Annotated in this window: 24 protein-coding genes; 16 read left to right on the top strand and 8 right to left on the bottom strand. The window is 71.3% G+C overall.

Translation table 11 applies throughout. The annotated features are described in order from the left end of the window. Positions 1–152 precede the first annotated feature (152 nt). Together Tfont_RS12545 and Tfont_RS12550 are read left to right on the top strand one after the other, a co-directional pair. Complete coding sequence (locus tag Tfont_RS12545; protein ID WP_143969689.1) at positions 153–698, top strand: Lrp/AsnC family transcriptional regulator; 546 nt, start codon at positions 153–155, stop codon at positions 696–698. A 38-nt stretch (positions 699–736) separates the two neighbouring features. Further along, entirely contained in the window at positions 737–1,195 is a 459-nt protein-coding gene (locus Tfont_RS12550) for an SH3 domain-containing protein (protein WP_185974534.1), read from the top strand. A gap of 31 nt (positions 1,196–1,226) precedes the next feature. Here Tfont_RS12550 and glmU read toward each other — a convergent pair whose 3' ends face one another. After that, entirely contained in the window at positions 1,227–2,633 is a 1,407-nt protein-coding gene (glmU, locus tag Tfont_RS12555) for a bifunctional UDP-N-acetylglucosamine diphosphorylase/glucosamine-1-phosphate N-acetyltransferase GlmU (RefSeq protein ID WP_143969691.1), read from the bottom strand. Positions 2,634–2,761: 128 nt separating this feature from the next. Here glmU and Tfont_RS12560 point away from each other — a divergent pair, with 128 nt between their 5' ends. Genes Tfont_RS12560 through Tfont_RS12570 form a run of 3 tightly spaced genes read left to right on the top strand, consistent with a single transcriptional unit; the run spans position 2,762 to position 5,477 of the window. Next, positions 2,762–3,691, top strand: coding sequence for a ketopantoate reductase family protein (locus tag Tfont_RS12560; RefSeq protein WP_143969692.1), 930 nt, complete (start codon positions 2,762–2,764; stop codon positions 3,689–3,691). Positions 3,692–3,745: 54 nt separating this feature from the next. Continuing rightward, complete coding sequence (gene purU, locus Tfont_RS12565) at positions 3,746–4,594, top strand: formyltetrahydrofolate deformylase (RefSeq protein ID WP_068607235.1); 849 nt, start codon at positions 3,746–3,748, stop codon at positions 4,592–4,594. Between the two features lie 13 nt (positions 4,595–4,607). Continuing rightward, positions 4,608–5,477, top strand: a complete 870-nt coding sequence (locus tag Tfont_RS12570; RefSeq protein ID WP_068607237.1) for a LysR substrate-binding domain-containing protein — start codon at positions 4,608–4,610, stop codon at positions 5,475–5,477. Positions 5,478–5,526: 49 nt separating this feature from the next. Here Tfont_RS12570 and Tfont_RS12575 read toward each other — a convergent pair whose 3' ends face one another. Then, positions 5,527–5,952, bottom strand: a complete 426-nt coding sequence (locus tag Tfont_RS12575) for an Hsp20/alpha crystallin family protein (RefSeq protein ID WP_068607240.1) — start codon at positions 5,950–5,952, stop codon at positions 5,527–5,529. Positions 5,953–6,173: 221 nt separating this feature from the next. On the opposite strand from Tfont_RS12575, the gene Tfont_RS12580 reads away from it, so the two are divergent. The 4 genes from Tfont_RS12580 to Tfont_RS12595 all read left to right on the top strand — a co-directional run bounded on the left by Tfont_RS12580 (position 6,174) and on the right by Tfont_RS12595 (position 10,880). Next, positions 6,174–7,673 carry an FAD-linked oxidase C-terminal domain-containing protein gene (locus Tfont_RS12580; protein WP_068607241.1) on the top strand — a complete coding sequence of 500 codons (1,500 nt, stop codon included), beginning with the start codon at positions 6,174–6,176 and terminating at the stop codon, positions 7,671–7,673. 88 nt (positions 7,674–7,761) lie between these two features. Then, positions 7,762–9,525: a sensor histidine kinase gene (locus tag Tfont_RS12585; RefSeq protein ID WP_068607243.1), complete on the top strand. Its 1,764-nt coding sequence runs from the start codon at positions 7,762–7,764 to the stop codon at positions 9,523–9,525. A gap of 43 nt (positions 9,526–9,568) precedes the next feature. Then, positions 9,569–10,504 (top strand): delta(1)-pyrroline-2-carboxylate reductase family protein, encoded by a 936-nt coding sequence (locus Tfont_RS12590; protein WP_143969693.1) that lies wholly within the window; start codon positions 9,569–9,571, stop codon positions 10,502–10,504. Between the two features lie 31 nt (positions 10,505–10,535). Beyond that, positions 10,536–10,880: a RidA family protein gene (locus tag Tfont_RS12595; protein ID WP_143969694.1), complete on the top strand. Its 345-nt coding sequence runs from the start codon at positions 10,536–10,538 to the stop codon at positions 10,878–10,880. 7 nt (positions 10,881–10,887) lie between these two features. Here the strand turns inward: Tfont_RS12595 and Tfont_RS12600 are convergent, their stop codons facing one another. Continuing rightward, positions 10,888–11,307 (bottom strand): Lrp/AsnC family transcriptional regulator, encoded by a 420-nt coding sequence (locus Tfont_RS12600; RefSeq protein ID WP_143969695.1) that lies wholly within the window; start codon positions 11,305–11,307, stop codon positions 10,888–10,890. A 148-nt stretch (positions 11,308–11,455) separates the two neighbouring features. On the opposite strand from Tfont_RS12600, the gene Tfont_RS12605 reads away from it, so the two are divergent. Further along, the gene (locus tag Tfont_RS12605) at positions 11,456–12,523 is read left to right on the top strand and encodes an ornithine cyclodeaminase (protein ID WP_143969696.1); all 1,068 of its coding nucleotides are present in this window, start codon (positions 11,456–11,458) and stop codon (positions 12,521–12,523) included. A gap of 31 nt (positions 12,524–12,554) precedes the next feature. Here Tfont_RS12605 and Tfont_RS12610 read toward each other — a convergent pair whose 3' ends face one another. After that, positions 12,555–13,019, bottom strand: coding sequence for an Lrp/AsnC ligand binding domain-containing protein (locus Tfont_RS12610; protein ID WP_068607252.1), 465 nt, complete (start codon positions 13,017–13,019; stop codon positions 12,555–12,557). Between the two features lie 125 nt (positions 13,020–13,144). Between Tfont_RS12610 and putA the strand changes: the two genes are divergently transcribed. Continuing rightward, on the top strand, positions 13,145–16,780 hold the full coding sequence (gene putA, locus Tfont_RS12615) for a bifunctional proline dehydrogenase/L-glutamate gamma-semialdehyde dehydrogenase PutA (protein WP_143969697.1): 3,636 nt from the start codon (positions 13,145–13,147) through the stop codon (positions 16,778–16,780). Here putA and Tfont_RS12620 read toward each other — a convergent pair. Continuing rightward, positions 16,777–17,493 carry a YggS family pyridoxal phosphate-dependent enzyme gene (locus Tfont_RS12620; RefSeq protein ID WP_143969698.1) on the bottom strand — a complete coding sequence of 239 codons (717 nt, stop codon included), beginning with the start codon at positions 17,491–17,493 and terminating at the stop codon, positions 16,777–16,779. The genes putA and Tfont_RS12620 overlap by 4 nt on opposite strands. Before the next feature lie 11 nt (positions 17,494–17,504). Between Tfont_RS12620 and Tfont_RS12625 the strand changes: the two genes are divergently transcribed. From Tfont_RS12625 to Tfont_RS12635, 3 genes are read left to right on the top strand one after another with little or no spacing between them, the layout of a single operon-like run. Next, complete coding sequence (locus tag Tfont_RS12625; RefSeq protein WP_143969699.1) at positions 17,505–18,548, top strand: type IV pilus twitching motility protein PilT; 1,044 nt, start codon at positions 17,505–17,507, stop codon at positions 18,546–18,548. A gap of 27 nt (positions 18,549–18,575) precedes the next feature. Then, positions 18,576–19,712 carry a PilT/PilU family type 4a pilus ATPase gene (locus Tfont_RS12630; RefSeq protein WP_143969700.1) on the top strand — a complete coding sequence of 379 codons (1,137 nt, stop codon included), beginning with the start codon at positions 18,576–18,578 and terminating at the stop codon, positions 19,710–19,712. Between the two features lie 12 nt (positions 19,713–19,724). Further along, positions 19,725–20,648: an NAD(P)-dependent oxidoreductase gene (locus Tfont_RS12635; protein ID WP_143969701.1), complete on the top strand. Its 924-nt coding sequence runs from the start codon at positions 19,725–19,727 to the stop codon at positions 20,646–20,648. A 40-nt stretch (positions 20,649–20,688) separates the two neighbouring features. Here Tfont_RS12635 and Tfont_RS12640 read toward each other — a convergent pair whose 3' ends face one another. The 3 genes from Tfont_RS12640 to Tfont_RS12650 form a co-directional block, all read right to left on the bottom strand. Continuing rightward, on the bottom strand, positions 20,689–21,318 hold the full coding sequence (locus Tfont_RS12640) for a BON domain-containing protein (protein ID WP_068607267.1): 630 nt from the start codon (positions 21,316–21,318) through the stop codon (positions 20,689–20,691). Between the two features lie 68 nt (positions 21,319–21,386). Further along, on the bottom strand, positions 21,387–22,001 hold the full coding sequence (locus Tfont_RS12645) for an SIS domain-containing protein (RefSeq protein ID WP_143969702.1): 615 nt from the start codon (positions 21,999–22,001) through the stop codon (positions 21,387–21,389). A 21-nt stretch (positions 22,002–22,022) separates the two neighbouring features. After that, positions 22,023–22,445 (bottom strand): YraN family protein, encoded by a 423-nt coding sequence (locus tag Tfont_RS12650; RefSeq protein ID WP_231960183.1) that lies wholly within the window; start codon positions 22,443–22,445, stop codon positions 22,023–22,025. Between the two features lie 4 nt (positions 22,446–22,449). Between Tfont_RS12650 and rsmI the strand changes: the two genes are divergently transcribed. Together rsmI and Tfont_RS12660 are read left to right on the top strand one after the other, a co-directional pair. Then, positions 22,450–23,418 carry a 16S rRNA (cytidine(1402)-2'-O)-methyltransferase gene (gene rsmI, locus Tfont_RS12655; protein ID WP_390612473.1) on the top strand — a complete coding sequence of 323 codons (969 nt, stop codon included), beginning with the start codon at positions 22,450–22,452 and terminating at the stop codon, positions 23,416–23,418. Positions 23,419–23,443: 25 nt separating this feature from the next. Beyond that, on the top strand, positions 23,444–24,065 hold a 622-nt coding region (locus Tfont_RS12660), incomplete at its 3' end, for a DUF502 domain-containing protein (protein ID WP_143969703.1).

Consider the following 24,065-nt stretch of genomic DNA (forward strand, 5'->3'; position numbering starts at 1 on the left):
GCAGGCAAACATCGAAAAACTCCCAGAAAACGGCGCATCAGACCATCAACTCTGGGGGAAATTGTACTCGCAAACAGACAATAACACAAGAAAAATCATGAGGTTATGAATATTTCAGGGACGACTCTTTGGCCTTGATGGAATAATTTTCCATGAATAACATTTTTTCGACCAATTTTTCCATCGATGAACGGGACCTGCACCTGCTGGATGCGCTGCAAACCGACGCGGCGCAACCCCTCAACGCCCTGGCCGCGCGCTGCGGCGTCTCCGCGCCCACGGTGCTGCGGCGCGTGCGCCGGCTGGAGGCGGCGGGCCTGATCGAGCGCCGCGTCGCCATCCTGCAGCCCGAGCGGCTGGCAGCCGTGCTGGGCGAGGGCCTGACCGCCATCGTCGAGATCGGCCTGGAGCGCCAGGGCGATGAGCATCTGCGCGCCTTCGAGGCCCGCGCCGTGGCCGAGCCCGCGGTGCAACAGTGCTACCGCGTCAGCGCGGGCCCGGACTTCGTGCTGGTGGTGGCGGCGCGCGACATGGCCGACTACCATGCGCTGGCGCAGCGCCTGTTCACCGAGCAGGGCAATGTGCGCCAGGTCAAGGCCTACTTCAGCGTGCGGCGCAGCAAGTTCGATCCGCGCCTGCCGCTGCCCGCCGTGCCGCCCCGCAGGGGGGCAGACAAGCCACCGGCCGCTGGCGTATGATTTTTCCGTCGCCCCTTCGTCACGAGAGGAACCGCCGCATGGTCCCCGTCCCCCCTGCCGTCGCGCGTGTCCTGGCGCTGCTGACCCTGGCGGCCTGCGCCTTGGGCGCCCAGGCCCAGGAGCTGGTCAGCGTGCGCAGCCCGGTCGTCAATCTGCGCGCCACCCCCAGCACCGAGGGCGAAGTCCTCTGGCAACTGCGGCGCGGCTACCCCCTGCAGGTGCTGCAACGCCAGGGCGACTGGATCCGGGTGCGCGACTTCGAGGGCGACGAAGGCTGGGTGGCGGCGCGCGTGACCGGCGAGGAGCGCCACCACGTGGTTCGGGCCCGCACCCTCAACCTGCGCAGCGGCCCGGGGCTGGAGTGGCAGGTGGTGGGCACGGCGCGCTATGGCGATGTGCTGGCCACCGTCCGGCGACAGGGCGACTGGGTGCAGTTGCGCGCACCGGACGGCAGCGGCACCGTCTGGGCCGCGAGCGATCACCTCTGGGGCTGGTGAGCCGCCAGGGGGCCCTTCACCGTTGCCCCCTTCAGTCGGCCGATTTGGTCGGCCGCCGCCAGTTGGGCACCGTCACCGCCTTGGCGCGGACCACCGTCAGCGCGCCCGCAGGCGTGTCCTTGGTCACCGTGCTGCCCGCACCCACCGTGCCACCCGCCCCCAGCGTGACCGGGGCAACCAGCACGCAATTGCTGCCGACGTGCACATCCGCCTCGATGACCGTGCGGTGTTTGCGTGCGCCGTCGTAGTTGGCGGTGATGCTGCCCGCCCCGTAGTTGACCCGCTCGCCCACCGTGGCATCGCCCAGATAGGCCAGATGGTTGGCCTTGGCGCCGGCAGCCAGGGTGGAGTTTTTCACCTCCACGAAGTTGCCGATGTGCACCTCGGGCCCCAGCCAGGCGCCCGGACGCAGCCGCGCAAACGGCCCCACCCGGGCCTGCGCCCCGACCACGACGCCCGCGCCCGCGCCGTCGATGTGCGTAAAGGGCTCGATGACGGCACCCGCCTCCACCGTGGCGTGGGCGATCACGCAGTTGGCGCCCACCCGCACCCCGTCGCCCAGCACGACGCGGCCCTCGAACACGCAGTTGACGTCGATCTCCACATCCTGGCCACAGACCAGCTCGCCGCGCACATCCAGCCGGGCCGGGTCCGCCAGCCGCACGCCCTGCGCCATCAGCGCCTGGGCCACGCGGTGCTGGTGGGCGCGCTCCAGCGCCGCCAGCTGGGCCGGGCTGTTGACGCCCGCCACCTGCAGCGCGTCGTCGATGCGGTGCGCCACCACGGGCACGCCATCAGCCACCGCGTGGCGCACCACGTCGGTCAGGTAGAACTCACCCTGGGCGTTGCGGTCGTCCAAGCGGGCCAGCCAGGCGCGCAGGCGCGCCGTCGGTGCGGCCAGAATGCCGCTGTACACCTCGGTGATGCGGCGCTGCGCATCGCTGGCGTCCTTTTCCTCGACGATGGCACGCACGGCCCCCGACTCGTCGCGCACGACACGGCCATAGCCGTGCGGATCGGCCAGATCCACCGTGAGCAGCGCCAGCGCATCGGGGCCGCCCGCGCACTGGGCCGCCAGCAGTGCCGCCAGGGTGTCCGGATGCGTCAGCGGCACGTCGCCGGACAGCACCAGCGTGACGCCGTCGTCCGCCAGCAGCGGGATGGCCTGCTGCACGGCGTGCCCGGTGCCCCGTTGCGGCTCCTGCCGCACCGCCTGCCACGGCTGCCCGTCGGCCAGCGCGGGCAGGGCGGCCTCGACCGCCTCGGCCCCATGGCCGGTCACCACCACCGTGTGGCGCGCCGACAGCCCCCGCGCCATCCCCAGCACATGGGCCAGCAACGGGCGGCCGGCCAAGCGCTGCAGCACCTTGGGCAGGGCGCTCTTCATGCGTGTGCCCTTGCCAGCGGCCAGAATGACGACGTCCACGGGACAGTGCATGGGTTCCTCCTGAAGGGTCATGGGGTGTCGGGCGCCGATTATCCGCCCCCGCGGTGCTACGCTACGGGCGGCCGCCGCGCCGCGCGCAACGGCGCCCATCCCACCCATGGCCACCCGTGCGATGCCCCATGACGACCCTAGCCCCCACTGAGCCCCTTCCCCGCTTTGCCGTCTTTGGCGCCGGTGCCGTTGGCAGTTACTACGGTGCCATGCTGGCGCGCGCGGGCGTGCCGGTGGTGCTGATCGGCCGCCCGGCCCACGTCCAGGCCATGCGCGCGCACGGCCTGCGGCTGCAGACCGCCGACTTCGACGAGCGCATCGCCGTGCACGCCGACACGGACGCTGCGGCTGTGGCGGGCGCGGACGTGGTGTTGGTGTGCGTCAAATCCGGCGACACCGAAGCGGCCGGGGCCGCGCTGCACCCCCACCTGGGCCCGCAAACCGCGGTGCTCAGCCTGCAAAACGGCGTGGACAACGCCGAGCGGCTGGCGCGTGTGCTGGGGCGGCCCGTGGTGCCGGTGGTGGTGTATGTGGCCGCAGGGCTGGAAGGCCCGGGCCATGTGCGCCACCACGGCCGCGGGGATCTGGTGCTGGCGCCGTTTCCGCAGGCCGCGCGCGTGCAGGCGGCGCTGGCGCGGGCCGGGGTGCCGACCACCGTCTCCGACGCGGTACCGCAGGCGCTGTGGACCAAGCTGGTGGTCAATTGCGCCTTCAATGCCCTGTCCGCAATCACCGCGCGGCCCTATGGGTGGCTGTGGGCGCAGGCGGGCGTGCCAGAGATGCTGCGCCAAGTGGTGCGCGAATGCGTGGCGGTGGCGGCGGCCGATGGCATCGCGCTGGATGCGGCCGCCCTGGATGCGGACGTCGAGCGAATTGCGCACAGCATGGCCACCCAAATGTCGTCCACCGCGCGCGACCTGCTGCGCGGCCACCCGACCGAGGTGGACCACCTCAATGGCCATGTGGTCGCGCGTGCCCACGCCCACGGCCTGCAGACACCGGTCAACCACGCGCTGCAAACGCTGGTGCACCTGCTGGAGCAGGGACGCGGCGCTTGAGCACCCGGGCCCGCCCGCGCGACGACGGCGGCCAAACTGCGACAATCCGCGACCATGCAAGACACCTACGTACTCACCCTGTCCTGTCAGGACAAGCCCGGCATCGTGCACGCCGTCTCGGGCTTTCTGCTGGAGCAGGGCGGCAACATCGAGGAGGCGGCCCAGTTCAACGACCGCGACAGCGGCCGCTTTTTCATGCGCGTGCAATTCACCTGCCCGGGCCACGACGCACCCACCTTGCGCGGCGCGGTGCAGGCATTCGGCCAGCAGCACGGCATGGCGTGCAGCCTGCACCCCTGGCACGAGCCGATGCGCACCGTCATCTTCGTCAGCCAGCAGGGCCACTGCCTGAATGACCTGCTGTTCCGCTGGAAGAGCGGCCTGCTGCGGCTGGACATCCGCGCCATCGTCAGCAACCACCGCGACTTTTACCAACTGGCCGCCGGCTACAACGTGCCGTTCCACCACATCCCGGTGACGGCCGCCACCAAGGCGCAGGCCGAGGCGCGCCAGCTCGACATCATCGAGCAGGAAGGCGCCGAACTCGTCGTGCTGGCGCGCTACATGCAAATCCTGTCGGACGGCATGTGCCAGCAGCTCGCCGGCCGCGCGATCAACATCCACCACAGCTTCCTGCCCAGCTTCAAGGGCGCCAAGCCGTACTACCAGGCGCACGAGCGCGGCGTCAAGCTGATCGGCGCCACCGCGCACTACGTCACTGCCGATCTGGACGAAGGCCCGATCATCGAGCAGGACGTGGCGCGCGTGGACCATGCGATGACGGTGGAAGACCTGACCGCCATCGGCCGCGACACCGAAAGCCAAGTGCTGGCGCGCGCAGTCAAGTGGCACAGCGAGCACCGCGTGCTGCTCAACGGCCAGCGCACGGTGGTCTTCCGCTGAGCAGGCACGGGCGATGTCCACGCGCATTCCCCCCATCCAGTGCCTGCTGACCTTCGAGGCGCTGGCGCGCCTGCGCAGCGTCACGCAGGCGGCCGACGAGCTGTGCGTGACCCCCAGCGCGGTCAGCCACCGCATCCGGCAGTTGGAAGAGCAGCTCGGCGTCAAGCTGTTCGGACGGGCGGACTTCTCCCTGACCACGGAGGGCAGCGAATACCTGGCCCAGGTGCGCGAGGGGCTGACGGCGCTGCAGCGTTTCCCCAGCCGCAACGCCACCCCCGGGCGGCGCAAGCTGCGGTTGGCAGTCACGCCCACCTTCGCCCGTTCGATCGTCATGCCGCGGCTCAAGCACTTTGCCGAGGCCTATCCGGAAATCGACCTGATGCTGCAGGTCAGCATCCCGCTGCTGGACGTGGTAGCGGAGGACGCCGACCTGACCATCCGCTACGGCACCGGCCGCTACCAGGACGTGGAGTTCACCTGCATCCTGAAGGACGAGGTCACGCCCCTGGCATCGCCCGCGTTCGCGCGCGAGCACGGGCCGTTCGAGCGGCCGGAGGATCTGGAAGGCGTGCCCCTGCTGCGCAGCCCGCTGGAGCCGTGGCGCACCTGGTTTGCCGCGCACCACCTGGACTGGCCGGAGCCAACCGATGGCTCGCAGTTCAACGACATCGGGCTGATGTGCGACGGCGCCGCCGCCGGCATGGGGGTGGCGCTGGTGCGCCTGAAGCTCGGCGCGCCGTGGCTGGACAACGGCACGCTGGTGCGGCTGTATCCGCACAACGTGCCCAGCCCCCACGCGCACTATCTGTGTTGGCGCGCAGGGGCGATGGAGCGCTGGGAGTGCGCGACGTTTGCCGCCTGGCTCAAGCAGGTGGTGGCCTAACGGCCACCCCCCGCCCAGGTCCATCCAGCGACGGCCGCGCCGGGCCGCGTCACTCGATGCGGATGCGCTTGCCGGCCACCGCCGCCTTCTTCGGCAGGGTCAGCGTCAGCACGCCGTTGTCGTACTTGGCGCTGGCGGTCGACTCGTCGACATCGCCCGGCAGGGCAAAGCTGCGCGAGACGGCTCCGTAGTAGCGCTCGCTGTGCAGCACCTTGTCGCCGTCGCGCCGGGCGTCCTCTTGCTTGACCTCTGCCGCGATGGTGACCAGGTTGTTCTCGACGGACACATGGATGTTGTCCTTGCCGACACCGGGCATCTCGGCCGAGATGACGTAGGCCTGGTCGTTTTCCTTCACATCCACCTTGATCTGCTGCGGCAGCGGCTCGCCGTGCAGCGGTCGCACATAAAACGCCGGGGCCATGTCCCGGAAAAACTCGTCGAACAGGCTCATGCGGCGCGGAATCAGGTTGCTCATGCGCTGTCTCCTTGACCGTGGAGGGCTTCGACATCCATCGGGCCCGCCAGCGCCTCCACACCGCCGGCGCAAGCCCATTGCTCACACCGCCAAACATAGGGGCAGCGCGCCGGAACTTCAAGCCCCCCGCCGCAGGCCGATTCACGCGATGCTCAAGGATTTTTCAGCCGCGCCGGCGTGTCCTGGCCTACACTGCGGCGACACGTTTGCCGCCCCCTGCCATGACCGCCCACGACACCCCCGAATCCCGCGCCGTCCGGCGCGCCGACCGCCAGGCCGAGGTGGTGCGCGCCCTGTCGCTGGTGCTGCCGCCCCACGCGCTGCTGTGGACCCCCGAGGACACCACGCCCTACGAGTGCGACGGCCTGACCGCCTACCGCGAGCGGCCGCTGGCGGTGGCGCTGCCCGAGACCGAGGAGCAGGTGCAGGCCGTCCTGCGCACCTGCCACCTGCTCAAAGTACCGGTGGTGGCCCGCGGCGCCGGCACCGGCCTGTCCGGCGGCGCGCTGCCCCACCCGCTGGGGGTGACCTTGTCGCTGGCCAAGTTCAACCGCATTGTGGCCATCGACCCGCTGTCGCAGACCGCGGTCGTGCAGGCGGGTGTGCGCAACCTGGCGATCAGCGAGGCCGCCGCGCCGCACGGGCTGTACTACGCCCCCGACCCGAGCAGCCAGATCGCCTGCACCATCGGCGGCAACGTGGCGGAAAACTCCGGCGGCGTGCACTGCCTCAAGTACGGCCTGACGCTGCACAACGTGCTGAAGGTGCGCGGCTACACCGTCGAGGGCGAGCCGGTCACATTTGGCGCGGATGCGCTGGACACCCCGGGGCTCGATCTGCTGCCGCTGATCGTGGGCTCGGAAGGGATGCTCGCCGTCACGCTGGAGGTAACGGTGCGGCTGACGCCGACGCCGCAACTCGCGCGCTGCATCATGGCCAGCTTCGACGACGTGCGCAAGGCCGGCGACGCGGTGGCCGCGGTGATCGCGGCCGGCATCATCCCGGCGGGGCTGGAAATGATGGACAAGCCGATGACCGCGGCGGTGGAGGACTTCGTCCACGCGGGGTATGACTTGGACGCCGAGGCCATCCTGCTGTGCGAGTCCGACGGCACGCCCGAGGAGGTGGCCGAGGAGATCGAGCGCATGAGCGCGGTGCTGCGCGAAGCCGGCGCCACCCGCATCGCCGTCAGCCGCGACGAGGCCGAGCGGCTGCGCTTCTGGAGCGGGCGCAAGAACGCCTTTCCGGCCAGCGGGCGCATCAGCCCCGACTACATGTGCATGGACTCCACCATCCCGCGCAAGCGCCTCGCGGACATCCTGGAGGCGATCGCGGCCATGGAGGACAAGTACGGGCTGCGCTGCGTCAACGTGTTCCACGCCGGCGACGGCAACCTGCACCCGCTGATCCTGTTCGACGCCAACGACCCCGACCAGCTGCGCCGCGCCGAGGCGTTCGGCGCCGACATTCTGGAGACCAGCGTCGCCATGGGCGGCACCGTGACCGGCGAGCACGGCGTCGGCGTGGAAAAGCTCAACAGCATGTGCGTGCAGTTCAGCCCCGAAGAACGCGAGCAGATGTTCGCCATCAAGCGCGCGTTCGACCCCCACGAACTGCTCAACCCCGGCAAGGTCATCCCGACCCTGCAGCGCTGCGCCGAATACGGCAAGATGCTGGTGCGCGGCGGACGGCTGTCGCATCCCGATCTGCCGCGCTTCTGAACGCGCACGGGACGGGAGCGCCCGGCATGCCCGGCCGGGCGCCCGAACGCGCTCCGGCGGCACAGGGGCTTGCGCTACAGTTCACGTCATGCAGCCGCTGCCGCGCGACCCTTGGCCCACGCACCTGCCGCCGTCGTTCTTCACGGCGCTGGCGGCCGGTTCGGCCAGCGATGCGGATGCGCACGACGAGGCCGGTACCCCGCCCCCGTCGGATGCCCTGCTGCGCCTGCTGCACGCCCTGCCCGACGGCGTGCTGAGCCTGGATGCCGACCTGCGCTGCCGCCACGCCAACCCCGCCGCGCAGCCCCTGCTGCGCCCCCACCTGACCTGGGATCAGATCGACGGCCTGTCCTGGCACGAGGCCGTGGACGACGACTGGATCGACACCCTGTTGCCCTGGATGGCGCCGGCGCTGCGCGGCGAAGGTGGGCGCATCGCCGTGCAGCGCGACCGCGAGGGCAGCACCACCCACTGGGAGCTGACGCTGCTGCCCGACCACGGCGACGCGGGCGTGGTCGGCGTGTTCGTGCTGCTGCGCGACGAGACGGCGCTGCAGCGGCGTCAGGCCGCCCTGCAGGACCAGCAGCACGATCTGCAGCAGCGACTGCAGCGGCAGGACGCCCACCTGGCGCTGCAGCAGGCCCGCTGGCAGGCGCTGTCCGACGGACTGCGGGATGCGGCGATCTTCTTTTTGGATGCGCACGGCGCCATCCAGGATTGGCCGGCCAGCGCCGAGCGGCTGCTGGGCTACGCCGCCGAGGATGTGATCGGCACGCACGGCCCCGACACCCCGCAGCGGCCGCACCCCTTGCCCGCGGATGCGGCCCAGGCGCTGGAGCGCGCCAGCCTGCTGGGCCAGAGCGAATCGACCGGCTGGCAACGCCGTGCCGATGGCTCGCGGCTGTGGGCGCACATGGTATACACGACGCTCACGGGCCTGGACGGCGAGGCGCTGGGCACCGCCTGCCTGGTGCGCGACATGACCGAAATCCACCGGCTCGAAGAGTTGCTGCGCGACCTCAACCAGGCGCTGGAGCGCAAGGTGGAGGAGCGCACCCGGCAGTTGCAGGCGGCCAATCAGGACCTGGAGGCGTTTTCGTACTCGGTCTCGCACGACCTGCGCGCCCCGCTGCGGCACATCACCGCCTATGTGCAGTTGCTGCGCGAGGACCTGGGCCAGCCGCTCACCCCCGACGTGGCGGAAGACCTGCACACCATCGAGGACGCCGCCGCGCACATGGGGCGACTGATCGAGGGGCTGCTGGCCTTTGCCCGGCTGGGCCGCGCCGAGGTGCAACGGCAGCCCGTGGACATGCTCGACCTGCTGCGCAGCAGCCTCAACCGCGTGCAGCACGACCCGGCCCTGCGCCGCGCCGAGGGGGAGTGCGAGCTGCACCTGCCCGACGCACTGCCCACGGTGGAGGGCGACCCGCTGCTGCTGTCGCAGGTCTGGGACAACCTGTTGGGCAACGCCTTCAAATACAGCCGCCCGCGCCGGCCGGCCATCATCGCCATCGGTGCCGAACGGCGGCCCGGCCCGGACGGCGCCCCGGAGGCCGTGTTCTGGGTGCGCGACAACGGCGTGGGCTTCGACGCCGCGCGGGCCGAGCGGCTGTTCGGCGTCTTTCAGCGCCTGCACCGCGCGCAGGACTTCGAGGGCACGGGCATTGGCCTGGCCCTGTGCCGGCGCATCGTCGAGCGCCACGGCGGGCGCATCTGGGCCGATGGCCGCGCCGGCGAAGGGGCCACCTTCGCCTTCGCCCTGCCGCTGCAGCGCCCCGCCGCGGCCCCCGACCACGGCCCGGGAGACTCCCCTGACGCGCCAGCCACCGACACCCCGCCGGCCGCCTGATCCGCGCGCCCCCGCTAACGCTCGCCCGCCCATTCGCCGCACCATGCCCCCGCCCACCGCGCTCGACGCCGCTGCCACCGCGGCCGCGCTGCCTTACCCCGCGCTGGCCGACGCCATCAAGGCGCTGCTGCGCGATGACACCGTCACCGTGCCGCCGCGGCTGGTGCAGCCGCTGCCGGGCGGCGGCAGCCTGTTCGTCATGCCCGCCGCCGACGCGGCCGTGGCCATCACCAAGCTGATCACCTTCGTGCCGGACAACCCCGCCCACGGCCGGCCCGCCATCCAGGGCGATGTCGTCGTCTTCGACGCGCGCAGCGGCGAGCGCCGCGCCGTGCTGGACGGCCCCACCGTCACCGCGCGGCGCACGGCGGCGGTGTCGCTGCTGGCGGCGCGGCTTCTGGCGCCACGCCCGCAGGGGCCGCTGCTGATCGTCGGCGCCGGCGTGCAGGGCCGCGCGCACCTGGAGGCCTTCGCGGCGGGGCTCGGCGTGCGCGCGGTGCGCGTGGCCTCGCGCCGCGCCGCCAGCGCCGACGCGCTCGTGGCCCACGCGCGCGGGCTGGGACTGGACGCGCAGCGCGTGGACGACGCCAACGCCGCGCTGGCCGACTGCCCGCTGGTGGTCAGCTGCACCCCCGCGCAGGCGGTGGCGCTGCGCGCGCGGCCACGGGACGACGCCTTCGTCGCTGCGGTGGGTGCCTTCACCCCCCACATGGTGGAGTGGGCGCCTGACGTGTGCCGGCATCTGGCCGACACCGGTACGCTGGTGGTGGACACCCGCGACGCCGACCACGAGGCCGGCGACCTGCTGCAGGCCGGGCTGGACGTGGCGGCGCTGCCGACGCTGGCGGACGTGGTGCGCGACACGCCGGTCTGGCGGCGCACCCGCCGCACGGCCGGGCCGGTGTTGTTCAAGAGCTGCGGCTGGGCCGGCTGGGACCTGGCCGCAGCCCGCTGCGCGCTGGCCGCCGCGGCCGGCTGACCTTTCCCCCGCTTACTCAGGAGAACGCATCATGGTGCAACGCTTCGACGTCGGACCGCGCCTGTCCGAGATGGCCATCCACAACGGCACGGTCTACCTGGCCGGGCAGGTGCCCGACGACGCCACGCAGGACATCGAGGGCCAGACGCGCCAGGTGCTCGGCATGATCGACGCGCTGCTGGCGCGCGCCGGCACCGACAAGACCCGGCTGCTGATGGTGCAGATCTTCCTCGCCGATCTGGCCGACTTCGACGGCATGAACCGCGTCTGGGACGCGTGGGTGCCGGCCGGCCACACACCGCCGCGCGCCACCGTGCAGGCCCGGCTGGCGCGGCCGGAGTGGAAGATCGAAATCGTTGCCACTGCCGCCGTCTGACGGACGCTCAGCGGTAGGTGCGCAGGTGGATGCTGGTCTCGGTGCTGTGGATGCCCTTGATCAGCCGGATGCGCTCCAGGATGTCGGACAGCTCGTTCATCGATAGCGCTTCCAGCTCGGCCAGCAGGTCCCAGCGGCCATTGGTGTCGTGCAGCTTGACCACACCGGGCTCGCCCAGCAGGCTGGCGATCACGGCGCGCGTCTGGTTGCCCTCCACCAGCACGCTCATCCAGGCGCGGATGCGCTCCGGCTCGGACTCCGGGCGCAGCCGCACGGTATAGCCCAGAATCACCTGCGCATCCTCCAGCCGGCGCAGGCGGTTGGTCACCGTGCCGCGCGACACCTTCAGCTTGTGCGCCACATCGGCGACGCTCAGGCGCGCATTGCGCCGCAGCAGGGCTATCAGGGCCTGATCCAGTTCGTCCATCCGAGCCCCCTATCGATATGTTCATCCACCACTGACATTTCGTCAGACGTTGCCCATATCGCCAACATTTTGACGTTTTACATTGTCGCGCGCCGCGTCCACACTTCCGGCTCTCGCCATTGACATTGACCAGACCGGAGACTTGGACATGACGACTTCCCGCCGCCCCCGCACCGCCACCCGTTACCTGAGCGCGCCGACCCTGGTGCGCCTGGTGCAGACGCTGGGCGTGGAGGCCTGCCTGCGCGGCATCGCCGAGCACATCCGCGAGGACTTCTGCCGCTGGCCCGACTTCGACAAAAGCGCGCGCGTGGCCAACCATTCGCGCGACGGCGTCATCGAGCTGATGCCCATCGCGGACGACACGCTCTACAGCTTCAAATACGTCAACGGCCACCCCAAGAACACCCGCGTCGGGCTGCCCACGGTGATGGCGTTCGGCGTGCTGGCCGACGTGGACACGGGCACCCCGCTGCTGCTCAGCGAACTGACGTTGACCACCGCGCTGCGCACGGCCGCCATGTCGGCGGTCGCCGCGCAGGCCCTGGCCTGCCCGGGCAGCCGCGTCATGGCCCTGATCGGCAACGGCGCGCAGGCCGAGTTCCAGGCGCTGGCCTTTGCGCACCTGCTCGGTATTCGCGAACTGCGCCTGTTCGACACCGATCCCGCCGCCACCGACAAACTGATGGCCAACCTGCGCGGCAGCGGCTTGACGTTGACCCGCTGCGGCAGTACGGCCGAGGCGGTGCGCGGCGCCGACATCGTCACCACCGTCACCGCCGACAAGACCAACGCCACCATCTTGACGCCGGCGATGGTCGAGCCCGGCATGCACATCAACGCTGTCGGTGGCGACTGCCCCGGCAAGACCGAGCTGCACCCCGACGTGCTGCGCGGCGCGCGGGTGTTCGTGGAGTACGAACCGCAGACCCGCATCGAAGGCGACATCCAGCAACTGCCCGCGGACTTTCCGGTCACCGAACTGTGGCAGGTGCTGACCGGCCAGGCCCCCGGCCGCATGGACACCGCCGAGGTGACGGTGTTCGACTCGGTCGGCTTCGCGCTGGAGGATTACGCCGCGCTGCGCTTCGTCCATGCCGCGGCCGAGCGACTGGGCCTGGGGGAGGCGCTCGACCTGATCCCGGACCTGGACGACCCCAAGAACCTGTTCGGCCTGCTGCGTCCGCGCGCCGCGTCGCTGCGCCGCGCGGCCTGATCCCCACCCGCCAGCACCACCGCCTGCCCCGTCAAAACAGGGGCAGGCGGTGGGTGTGCTTGACCTCTTCCATCACGGCGTAGGTGCGCGTCTCGCGCACCCCCGGCAGCTGCCACAGCACATCACCGGCAAAACGCCGGTAATCGGCCATGTCGGCCACGCGCGTCTTGACCAGGTAGTCAAAGCCGCCGGCCACCATGTGGCATTCCAGCACCTGCGGCGCGGCCTGCACCGCCGCCTTGAACTGTTCGAACACGTTGGGCGTGGTGCGGTCCAGCAGCACCTCCACGAACACCAGCAACCCGCCGCCCAGCTTGGCGGGGTTCAGCCGCGCCTCGTAGCCCAGGATGTAGCCCGCCCGCGTCAGGCGCTGCACCCGCGCCAGCACCGCCGTCGGGGACAAGGCCACCGCTTCGGCCAGCTTCAGGTTGGTGATGCGTCCATCGCGCTGCAGCACGTCGAGGATGCGCAGGTCGATGCGGTCGAGGTCGTCCATGTCCCAGTTTGTAAAACGTCATTGACGCAGATATTTTGACTATTTTTTTGAATGAAAACCGAATTTCATTTTCTTGAAAAGACCACAGACTTCGCGAATCGACATCGCTTTTGGCTGCCTGCGTCATGAACGCCCCACTCCCCACCCCCTGGCCGCCCGCCGAGGCCTCTGCCCCCACCGCCCGTGCGCCGTTTGCGGACGCTCCGCACGCGCGCACCGCCACGATGACGGCGCTGCCGGCGCTGCAGCGCGCGCCGGAGCCGGAACTGCTGCCTGCCCTGCTGGAACGGGCTCGCCTGCCGGAAGGACCACGCGCCCGTGTCGCCGCGCTGGCCCAGCGGCTGGCCGAGGCGCTGCGCCAACGCGCGCCGCAGCGTGGCCGCGAGGGGCTGGTGCAGGCGCTGCTGCAGGAGTACGCCCTGTCGTCGCAGGAGGGCGTGGCGCTGATGTGCCTAGCCGAGGCGCTGCTGCGCATTCCGGACGCCGCCACGCGCGACGCGCTGATCCGCGACAAGATCGGCCGCGGCGACTGGCGCGCCCACCTGGGCCGCAGCCCGTCGGCCTTCGTCAACGCCGCCACCTGGGGCCTGCTGCTGACCGGGCGCCTGACCGCCACCCACAGCGAGGACGGGCTGGGCGCGGCGCTGACCGGCCTGCTGCGCAAGGGCGGCGAGCCGCTGATCCGCCGCGCGGTGGACATGGCGATGCGGCTGCTTGGCGAGCAGTTCGTCACCGGCCAGACGATCGCGGAGGCGCTCGAACGCGCCCGCGCGCGCGAGGCGCAGGGCTTTCGCTACTCCTACGACATGCTCGGCGAGGCGGCGCTGACCGAGGAGGACGCGCAGCGCTACTTCGACGCCTACCGCACCGCGATCGAGGCCATCGGCGCGGCCAACGCCGGCCGCGGCGTGATCGACGGCCCGGGCGTGTCGATCAAGCTGTCGGCGCTGCACCCGCGCTACGGCCGCGCCCAGTATGCGCGCGTGATGGAGGAGCTCTACCCGCGGCTGCGCGCGCTGGCCGAAGCGGCGTGCAAGGTCGACATCGGCCTGCACATCGACGCCGAGGAGAGCGAGCGGCTGGAGCTGTCGCTGGATTTGCTCGAGCGCCTGGCGCATGAGCCGTCGCTGGCCGGCTGGGCGGGCCTGGGCTTCGTCATCCAGGCGTATCAGAAGCGCGCGCCGGCGGTGGTCGATCACGTGATCACCCTCGCACGGCGCAGCGGGCGGCGGCTGCTGGTGCGGCTGGTCAAGGGCGCCTACTGGGACAGCGAGATCAAGCGCGCCCAGCTCGACGGGCTGGACTACCCGGTTTACACCCGCAAGGCTTACACCGACGTGTCGTACCTGGCCTGCGCGCGGCGGCTGCTGGCTGCGCCGGAGGCGGTGTTCCCGCAGTTTGCCACCCACAACGCGCAGACGCTGGCGGCGATTTACGAGATGGCCGACCCCGCCGCCTGGCATCCGCATCAGTACGAGTTTCAGTGCCTGCACGGCATGGGCGAGCCGCTCTACGAACAGGTGGTGGCGCCGGTCGAAGCCGGGGGACTTGGCCGCCCCTGCCGCATCTACGCGCCGGTCGGCACGCACGAGACGCTGCTGGCCTACCTGGTGCGCCGCCTGCTGGAAAACGGCGCCAACACCTCGTTCGTACACCGCATCGCCGACGCCAGCGTGCCGCTGGAAGCGCTGGTGGAAGACCCCGTGGCCACCGTCGAGGGCTGGGCGCGCGCGGAAGGCGCGCTGGGCCTGCCGCACCCGCGCATCCCGGCCCCGGCGGCGCTGTATGGGGATGCCCGCGTCAACAGCGCCGGGCTGGATCTGACCGACGAGGGGACGCTGGCGACCCTGCAGCGCGCGCTGGAGGCGAGCCGCGCCGCGCCGCTGCACGCGGCGCCGCGGCTGGCCGAGGGCCTCGCGCCCGCCAATGGCGGCGCGACGCAGCCCATCGTCAACCCGGCTGATCATGGGGACGTGGTCGGCACGGTGGTGGAGGCCTGCCCCGACGACGTGGCCGCCGCCGTGACGGCGGCGCAGGCCGCAGCCATGCGCTGGGCCGCCACCCCGCCCGAGGCGCGCGCCGCCGTCCTACACCGCGCGGCGGATGCGCTGCAGGCGCAGCTGCCGGCGTTCGTCGCGCTGCTGATGCGCGAGGCCGGCAAGACCGCCGCCAACGCGGTGGCCGAGGTGCGCGAGGCGATCGACTTCCTGCGCTTCGACGCCGCGCAGATCACCGGCGCGCACTGGCCGCGCGCGGCCCGGCCGCTCGGGCCGGTGGCATGCATCAGCCCGTGGAACTTTCCGCTGGCCATCTTCACCGGGCAGATCGCCGCCGCGCTGGCCGCCGGCAACCCGGTGCTGGCCAAGCCGGCGGAGCAGACGCCGCTGGTGGCCGCGCGCATGACCGCGCTGCTGCACGAGGCCGGCGTGCCGCGCGACGCGCTGCAGCTGCTGCCCGGCCCCGGCGAGACGGTCGGCGCGGCGCTGGTGGCCGACGCGCGCATCGCCGGCGTGGTGTTCACCGGCTCCACCGAGGTGGCGCGGCTGCTGCAGCGGGCGCTGGCGGGCCGCACGCGCACCGGCGCGGACGGGCGCGCGCGGCCGGTGCCGCTGATCGCCGAGACCGGCGGCCAGAACGCCATGGTGGTGGACACCTCGGCGCTGCCGGAGCAGGTGGTGCAGGACGTGCTCGCCTCGGCCTTCGACAGCGCCGGGCAGCGCTGCTCGGCGCTGCGCGTGCTGTGCGTGCAGGAGGAGGCCGCGCCGCGGCTGCTGGCCATGCTGCGCGGCGCGATGCGCGAGCTGCGCCTGGGCGCGCCGACGCGGCTGGCCACCGACGTCGGCCCGGTGATCGACGCGGCGGCGCGCGCCGGCATCGTCGAGCACATCGAGGCGATGCGCGCGCGCGGCTGCGCCGTCTGGCAGCTGCCGCTGCCGCCGGAGGCGCAGGCCGGCACCTTCGTGCCGCCGACGCTGATCGAGCTGGACGGTCTGCGCCTGCCGGAGCGCGAGGTGTTCGGCCCCGTGCTGCACGTGGTTCGCTGGCGGCGCGAGCAGCTGCCGGCGCTGATCGAGGCCATCCACGCCACCGGCTACGGGCTGACGTTCGGCGTACACAGCCGCATCGACGAGACCATCGACGCCCTGACGCAGCGGGTGCGCGCCGGCAACCACTACGTCAACCGCAACATGATCGGTGCGGTCGTCGGCGTGCAGCCGTTCGGCGGCGAGGGGCTGTCGGGCACCGGGCCGAAGGCCGGCGGGCCGCTCTACCTCTACCGCCTGCTGGCCGACCCGCCCGCCGACGCGGTGGCGCGCGCGCGCGCCTTCGCGGGGGCGGCCGAGCCGGCGGACTGGCGCGCGCCGGTGGTGCTGCGCGGCCCCACGGGGCAGCGCGACACCTGGGCCCTGGGGCCGCGCCACCACGTGCTGTGCGTGGCGCGCGACGCCGCCAAGCGCCGCGCGATGGCCGACGTGGTGCGGGCGCTGGGCGGGCAGCCGCTGGAACTGGCCGACGGCGCCCCGGTCGAGGCGGCGCTCGCGGCCCTGCCGGCAGCGCCGGAGGTGGCGTGGTTCGACGGCGACGCCGCGCAGCTCGTGGCGCTGCAGCGGGCGCTGGCGGCCCGGCCCGGGCCGGTGGTGCCGGTCGTCACCGGCGCGCCCGACGCGGCGCAGCCGCCCGCGGGGCTGCTGACCGAGCGCAGCGTCAGCGTCAACACCGCGGCCGCCGGCGGCAACGCCACGCTGATGGCGCTGGACTAAGCCGAGGCGGCATACGCCCGCCGCCCGAAGATCGCGCTGCCCACGCGCACCAGCGTGCTGCCCTCGGCGATGGCCAGCTCCAGGTCGTCGCTCATGCCCATCGAAAGGGTATCGAAGTCCTCGGGTGCGCCGAGCTGCGCGCGCAGCTGGTGGAACAGCTGCGCGGCCTGCGCGAACACGCGCCGCATCGCCGCCGCGTCCGGCTGCGGGTCGGGGATGCACATCAGCCCCCGCAGCCGCAGCCGCGGCAGCGCCGCCACCGCCTGCGCCAGCGCCAGCGCCTCGGCCGGCGCCACGCCCGCCTTGGTCGGCGCGCCATCGACGTTGACCTGCAGGCACACCTGCAGCGGCGGCAGGTGCGCCGGGCGCTGCTCGCTCAGGCGCTGCGCGATCTTGAGCCGGTCGACCGACTGCACCCAGTCGAAGTGCTCGGCCACCAGCCGCGTCTTGTTGCTCTGCAGCGGCCCGATGCAGTGCCACTCCAGGCCGGCCACGCCGGCCTCGCGCAGCGCGGCGATCTTCTCCACGCCCTCCTGCACGTAGTTCTCGCCGAAGGCGCACTGGCCGGCCGCGGCGGCCTCGGCCACCGCCACCGGGCCGAAGGTCTTGGACACCGCCAGCAGCCGCACCGCGCCCGGGTCGCGCCCGTGGCGCGCGCACACTTGTTGGATGCGCGCACGAACGCCTTGGAGATTGTTCGCGATCGTTGCCATAATGGTCAGAAATGGACGTCACACAGCTGCTGGCCTTCGCGGTCAAGAACAAGGCTTCGGACCTGCATCTGTCGGCGGGACTGCCACCGATGATACGGGTGCATGGCGACGTGCGCCGCATCAACGTCGAGCCACTGGATCACAAACAGGTCCACGCCATGGTGTATGACATCATGACGGACGCGCAGCGCAAGGCTTACGAAGAGTTTCTGGAGTGCGATTTTTCGTTCGAGATTGCCGGTCTGTCACGCTTTCGCGTCAACGCCTTCAACCAACACCGCGGTGCGGCCGCGGTGTTTCGCACCATCCCCTCGAAGGTGCTGACGCTGCAAGACCTCAACGCCCCGCGCATTTTCGCCGACCTGGCCATGAAGCCGCGCGGCCTGGTGCTGGTCACCGGCCCCACCGGTTCCGGCAAATCGACCACGCTGGCGGCGATGGTGGACCACCGCAACGAGCACGACGCCGGCCACATCCTCACCATCGAAGACCCGATCGAGTTCGTACACGAATCGAAAAAAAGTCTGGTCAACCAGCGTGAAGTGGGGCCAATGACGCACTCGTTCGCGGCCGCCCTGCGCTCGGCGCTGCGTGAGGACCCCGATGTGATCCTGGTTGGCGAGATGCGCGACCTGGAAACGATCCGGCTGGCGATGACGGCGGCCGAGACCGGTCACCTGGTCTTCGGCACTTTGCACACTTCCAGCGCCGCCAAAACCATCGACCGTATCGTCGATGTTTTTCCGGCCGAGGAAAAAGACATGATCCGCGCCATGCTGTCGGAGTCGCTGGTGGCGGTGATTTCACAGACGCTGCTCAAGACCGCGGATGGCAAGGGCCGGGTGGCGGCACACGAAATCATGATCGGCACGCCAGCCATCCGCAACCTCATCCGTGAGAACAAGGTCGCGCAGATGTACTCGGCCATCCAGACCGGCCAGCAATACGGCATGCAGACGCTGGACCAGTCGCTGATCGATCTGGTCCGGCGCAACGCCGTCACGGCCGCCGAGGCGCGCAGCAAGGCCAAAATCCCCGAAAACTTCCCCGTCTGACGGCGGGCTGCCCCGCAGGAGCGCGCGATGGAACGCGATCAAGCGAGCAACTTCATCCACGAGCTGCTGCGACTGCTGGTCAGCCGCAACGGCAGCGACCTGTTCCTCACCGCCGACTTTCCGCCCGCCATCAAGGTCGATGGCGTCATCACCAAGGTGTCGCCGCAGCCCTTGACCGGCCAGCACACCCAGGCGCTGGCGCGCGCGATCATGAACGACAAGCAGGCCGCGGAGTTCGAGCGCACCAAGGAGTGCAATTTCGCCATCGCCCCGGCCGGCATCGGGCGCTTTCGCGTCAACGCCTTCGTGCAGATGGGCAAGGTCGGGCTGGTGCTGCGCGCCATCCCCTCCAAAATCCCCACCATCGACGACCTGGGCCTGCCGCAGATCCTCAAGCAGTTGGCGCTGTCCAAGCGCGGCATCTGCATCGTGGTCGGCGGCACCGGCACCGGCAAATCCACCACACTGGCGGCGATGGTGGACTGGCGCAACGAGCACACGCACGACCACATCGTCACCGTGGAAGATCCGGTGGAGTTCGTGCACACGCACAAAAACTGCATCGTCACCCAGCGCGAGGTCGGCATCGACACCGACAACTGGGAAATCGCGCTGAAAAACTCGCTGCGCCAGGCGCCCAACGTCATCCTGATGGGCGAGATCCGCGACCGCGAGACGATGGAGCACGCGATCGCCTTCTCCGAGACCGGGCACCTGTGCCTGGCCACGCTGCACGCCAACAGCGCCAACCAGGCGATGGAGCGCATCATCAACTTCTTCCCGCACGACCGGCATCCGCAGTTGCTCAAGGACGTGTCGCTCAATCTGCGCGGCATGGTCGCGCAGCGCCTGCTGCCACGCGAGGACGGCAAGGGGCGCGTGGCCATCGTCGAGGTGCTGCTCAACAGCGCGCTGATCGCCGACCTGATCATGAAGGGCGAGGTCCAGGAGATCAAGGAGGTCATGAAACGCAGCACCGAAATCGGCATGCAGACCTTCGACCAGGCGCTGTTCGACGCCTTCGAAGCGCGCCAGATCTCCTACGAAGACGCGGTGCGCAACGCCGACTCGCAAAACGACATCAAGCTGCGCATCAAACTCGAGAGCCAGCGCGCACGCAACAGCGACCTGGCCGCCGGCACCGAACACCTGCAAATCGTCTGATCCGAGAGCCCCATGCCCCAAGTCAACCCCAAAGCGTCGTACGAACCCACCTCCCCGCAGCGCGTGGCCTTTTTGGGCCTGGGCGTGATGGGCTGGCCGATGGCCGCGCACCTGGCGCTGGCCGGCCACACCGTCACCGTCTACAACCGCACCACCGCCAAGGCGCAAGCACTGGTGCAAGCCATGGCCGAGCGCGGCATCGACCGCGTGCAGGCTGCCGCCACGCCGCGCGCCGCCGCCGAGGGCGCCGCGTTCGTCATGGCCTGTGTCGGCAACGACGACGACCTGCGCAGCGTCGTGCTCGGGCCGGACGGGGCGCTGGCCGGCATGGCGGCCGATGCGGTGTTCGTCGACCACACCACCGCCTCGGCCGAGGTGGCGCGCGAGCTCTACGCCGCCGCGCGGCAGCAGAGCTGCCACTTCATCGACGCGCCGGTCTCCGGCGGGCAGGCCGGTGCCGAAAACGGCCAGCTCACCATCATGTGCGGCGGCGACGAGGTGCCGTTCGCGCGCGCGCAGCCGGTGATGGCCGCCTACGCGCGCGCCGTCACCCGCCTGGGCGACAGTGGGGCCGGGCAGTTGGCCAAAATGGTCAACCAGATCTGCATCGCCGGCTTGGTGCAGGGCTTGTCGGAGGCGATCGCCTTTGGCCAGCGCGCCGGGCTGGACATGAAGCTGGTGCTGGACGTGATCGGCAAGGGCGCGGCGCAGAGCTGGCAGATGGACAACCGCGGCAAGACGATGGTCGAGGACCGCTTCGACTTCGGCTTCGCGGTGGACTGGATGCGCAAGGACCTGGGCCTGGTGCTGCAGGAGGCGCGGCGCAACGGCGCGCGCCTGCCGGTGACGGCGCTGGTGGACCAGTTCTACGCCGACGTGCAGGCCATGGGCGGCGGGCGCTGGGACACCTCCAGCCTGATCCGCCGCCTGCGCTGAAGCGTCCGTCCCGGCCCGCGACGGATGGCGGCGCGGGGCCTCAGCGGCCGCCGGCCGGCGCGGCCTGATCGGACTTCGGCGGGGCCGGCTGCAGGCGCGCCAGATCCGCCTCGCTGATGATCTCGAACACGCGCACGACGCGCTGCACGCCCGGCACGGTGCGCGCGATGTCGGCGGCGCGCTGCGCCTCGCGCGCCGTCACCAGCCCCATCAGGTACACCGTGCCGCGCTCGGTGGTGACCTTGATCGCGTTGGCCGACAGGTCCTTGGCGTCGACGAAGGCGGCCTTGACGCGCGCCGTCACCAGCGCATCCGACGAGCGCGCCGTCAGCGACGGCGAGCCCATCACCGCCAGCTCGTCGACCACGCCGGCGACGTTTTCCACGCCCTGCACAATGCGCAGCACGGTCTGGCGGTCGGCCTCGGAGGCGACCTCGCCGGTCAGCAGCACCTTGCGGTTGAAACTCGTGGGGTTGACGCGCGCGCGCGCGCCGAGCTGTTCGCGCACGCGGTTCGACACCTTGAGCTCGATGGACTGGTCCTCGAGCTGGGTGCCGCTGGTGCGGCGGTCGGTGGCGACGAGCATCGTGCCGCCGACGGCCGCACCCGCCACGAGGGGGGCGCAGCCGCTCAGGGACGTCATCAGCGTGGTCGCCGCGACGGCCGTCATGACAGCCGTCACCCAGGTGGGCCGTCCAGCGCGCCGGGTGCCCCGGTCGGTCAGGGAAGGGATGGGGGTCATGGTTCGATGATCTCCGTTTCGGTGTCTTCGCCCAGCAACTGCACGTCGATGGCATCGCAAATGGCATGCAGGGCGACCAATTGGGCCTCGTGCACACGCGCCGGCCGCTCGGTGGGCAAGGCGACCAGCACGTCGGTGTCCTTGAGCACGTCCGGCAGCTCGCCGGGGCGCGCGCCCGTCAGGGCCACCACCACCATCTCGCGCTCGTGCGCGGCGGCGATGGCGGCCAGCGCATCCGCCCCGGGCGGTGCGGCCGCAATGAGCAGCAGCACATCCCCCGGCAGCCCCAGCGCGCGCAACTGCCGCACCATGGGCCAGGTCGCCGCATCCAGGCCCGGCAAGGCGCCCGTGGTGATGGCGGGATTGATGCCCAGCGCCAGCGCGGCCAGCTCGGGGCGCTCACGCTCGAAGCGGCCCACCAGTTGCGCCACGAACGACTGCGCCAGCGCAGCCGACACCCCGCTGCCCCAGACCAGCACCTTGCCGCCGCCGGTCAGCCCGGACAGCATCGCGCCGACCGCGGCCTCCAGCGCCGGCCCCACGGCCTGGGCGCACTGGTACTGCAGGTCGGCGCCATCGACGAAGTGCTGCTGAATCCGGTGCAAAAGCATGGGCGCAATCTTATCGGCTCGTCAATCCCAGGCGCCGGCCTCGAACGCGCCGCGCAGCCACTCGATCCGAGGCGGCGCTGTCGCCCCAAGTTCCCCGTCCACCACCACGGCGTCGAAACGGCAGGGCGGCACCTGCGGCAGCCGCGCCAGAAAGTGCCGCGCCGCAAACACGATGCGGCGCTGCTTGGTGCGGCCGATGCTGGCCGCCGCCCCGCCGTGCTCGCCGCGGCTGCGCTGACGCACCTCCACGAAGACGAGCGTGCCATCGGACTCCGCCATAATCAAATCGACCTCGCCACCCCCGCGCCCGGGGCTGCGCACATTGCGCCGCACCAAGCGCAGGCCGCGGGCTTGCAGATACTGCAGGGCCAAGGCCTCCGCCGCGTCGCCGCGCGCCTTCGTGCCCGGCCGCGGATCGCGGGGCCCGCTCGCTTTGTCATCCATCGCCATCGTGAACACGCCTCCCTTGTCCGCCAGCGCTGCCCCTGGGGCCCCCGACGACGGGGGGCTGGCGGCACGCCTGGCCGGCGGACAGCATTATCCGGCCGGGGCGCTGTACGTCGTGGCCACCCCGATCGGCAATCTGGCCGACATCACCCTGCGCGCGCTGCATGTGCTGCGCACGGTCGATGCCGTGGCCTGCGAGGACACCCGCCACACCGCGCGGCTGTTGCAGGCCTATGGGCTGCACGCCGAGCTGCTGGCCGTGCACGAGCACAACGAAAGCCGCATGGCCCAAACCATCGTCGAGCGCCTGCGGCGCGGCGAGCGCATTGCCTGCGTCAGCGACGCCGGCACCCCTGGCATCAGCGACCCGGGCGCGCGGCTGTGCGCCGCGGTGCGGGCTGCGGGCCTGCGGCTCATCCCCGTGCCGGGGGCGAGCAGCGTCACCGCGTTGCTCAGCGTGGCCGGCATCGCCGAAGGGGCGGTCACGGTCGTGGGTTTTTTGCCCGCGCGCGGCGCGGCCCGCGAGCGGGCGTGGCAACACTGGCGCCAGGCCGACACCGGGTTGGTGCTGCTGGAGGCGCCCCACCGCATCGAGGCACTGGCGGCCGAGCTGTCGGCCCTGGGCGAGCGGCCCGTGACCCTGGGGCGGGAGCTGACCAAACAGTTCGAGGACATCGTCACCCTGCCCTGCGTGGCAGTGGCCGGCTGGCTGGCCGCCGACCCCCACCGCCGGCGCGGCGAGTTCACGCTGGTGATCCACCCCCGCCCCACCGCGCCGCCCCCCGGGGGCCCTGGCGAGGCCGCTGCGGCCGGCGACGCGCTACCCGCCGAGGCCCGGCGCGTGCTGGGCCTGCTGCTCGAGGAGCTGCCCGTCAAATCCGCGGCCCGGCTGGCCAGCGCCATCACCGGGCTGCCCAAGGGGGCGCTGTACCAGGCCGCGCTGGCCCTGCGCGCGCCGTCGCACAATTGACACCCGCCCCGGCTACACCTGCGCCATGAAACGCCTGTCCCAGTACTTTCTGCGCGGCCTGCTGGCCGTGCTGCCCACCGGCATCACGCTGTACCTGCTGTACGCGCTGGTGGTATGGTCCGAGCAACTGGCGCTGACGCTGCTGCGGCCGCTGATCGGAGACTTCTACGTCCCCGGGCTGGGCCTGCTGCTGGCGGCGGCGCTGGTCGTGCTGGCGGGCTTTCTGGTGTCCACCCAGGCCACGGCCCGGCTGCTCAACTGGGTGGAACTGCCCTTTACCAACCTGCCGGTGGTCAAGAGCATCTACACCTCCCTCAAGAGCTTTGCCGACTACTTCGCCCCCCACCGGCGGGAGGAGACGAGCCAGCAGGTCGTCATCCTGCGCCCCCCCGGCGCCGAATGGGAGGCGGTCGGCCTGGTCACCCGCCACCACCTCGCGGGGCTGCCGCCGGGGTTTCTGCCGGGCGAGCGGGTCGCGGTCTATCTGCCCATGGGCTACATGATCGGGGGCTACACCCTCTTCGTGCCGCGCACCTGGATCACGCCCATCGACATGTCCGTGGAGGAGGCGATGCGCTCCTCCCTGATCGCCTGGATGGCCGCCGGTGCCGCCCCCCGGCCCGGCACCGCCGGCCATCCAGGCGATC

This window comes from Tepidimonas fonticaldi, from assembly GCF_007556755.1.
Classification (GTDB): domain Bacteria; phylum Pseudomonadota; class Gammaproteobacteria; order Burkholderiales; family Burkholderiaceae_C; genus Tepidimonas; species Tepidimonas fonticaldi.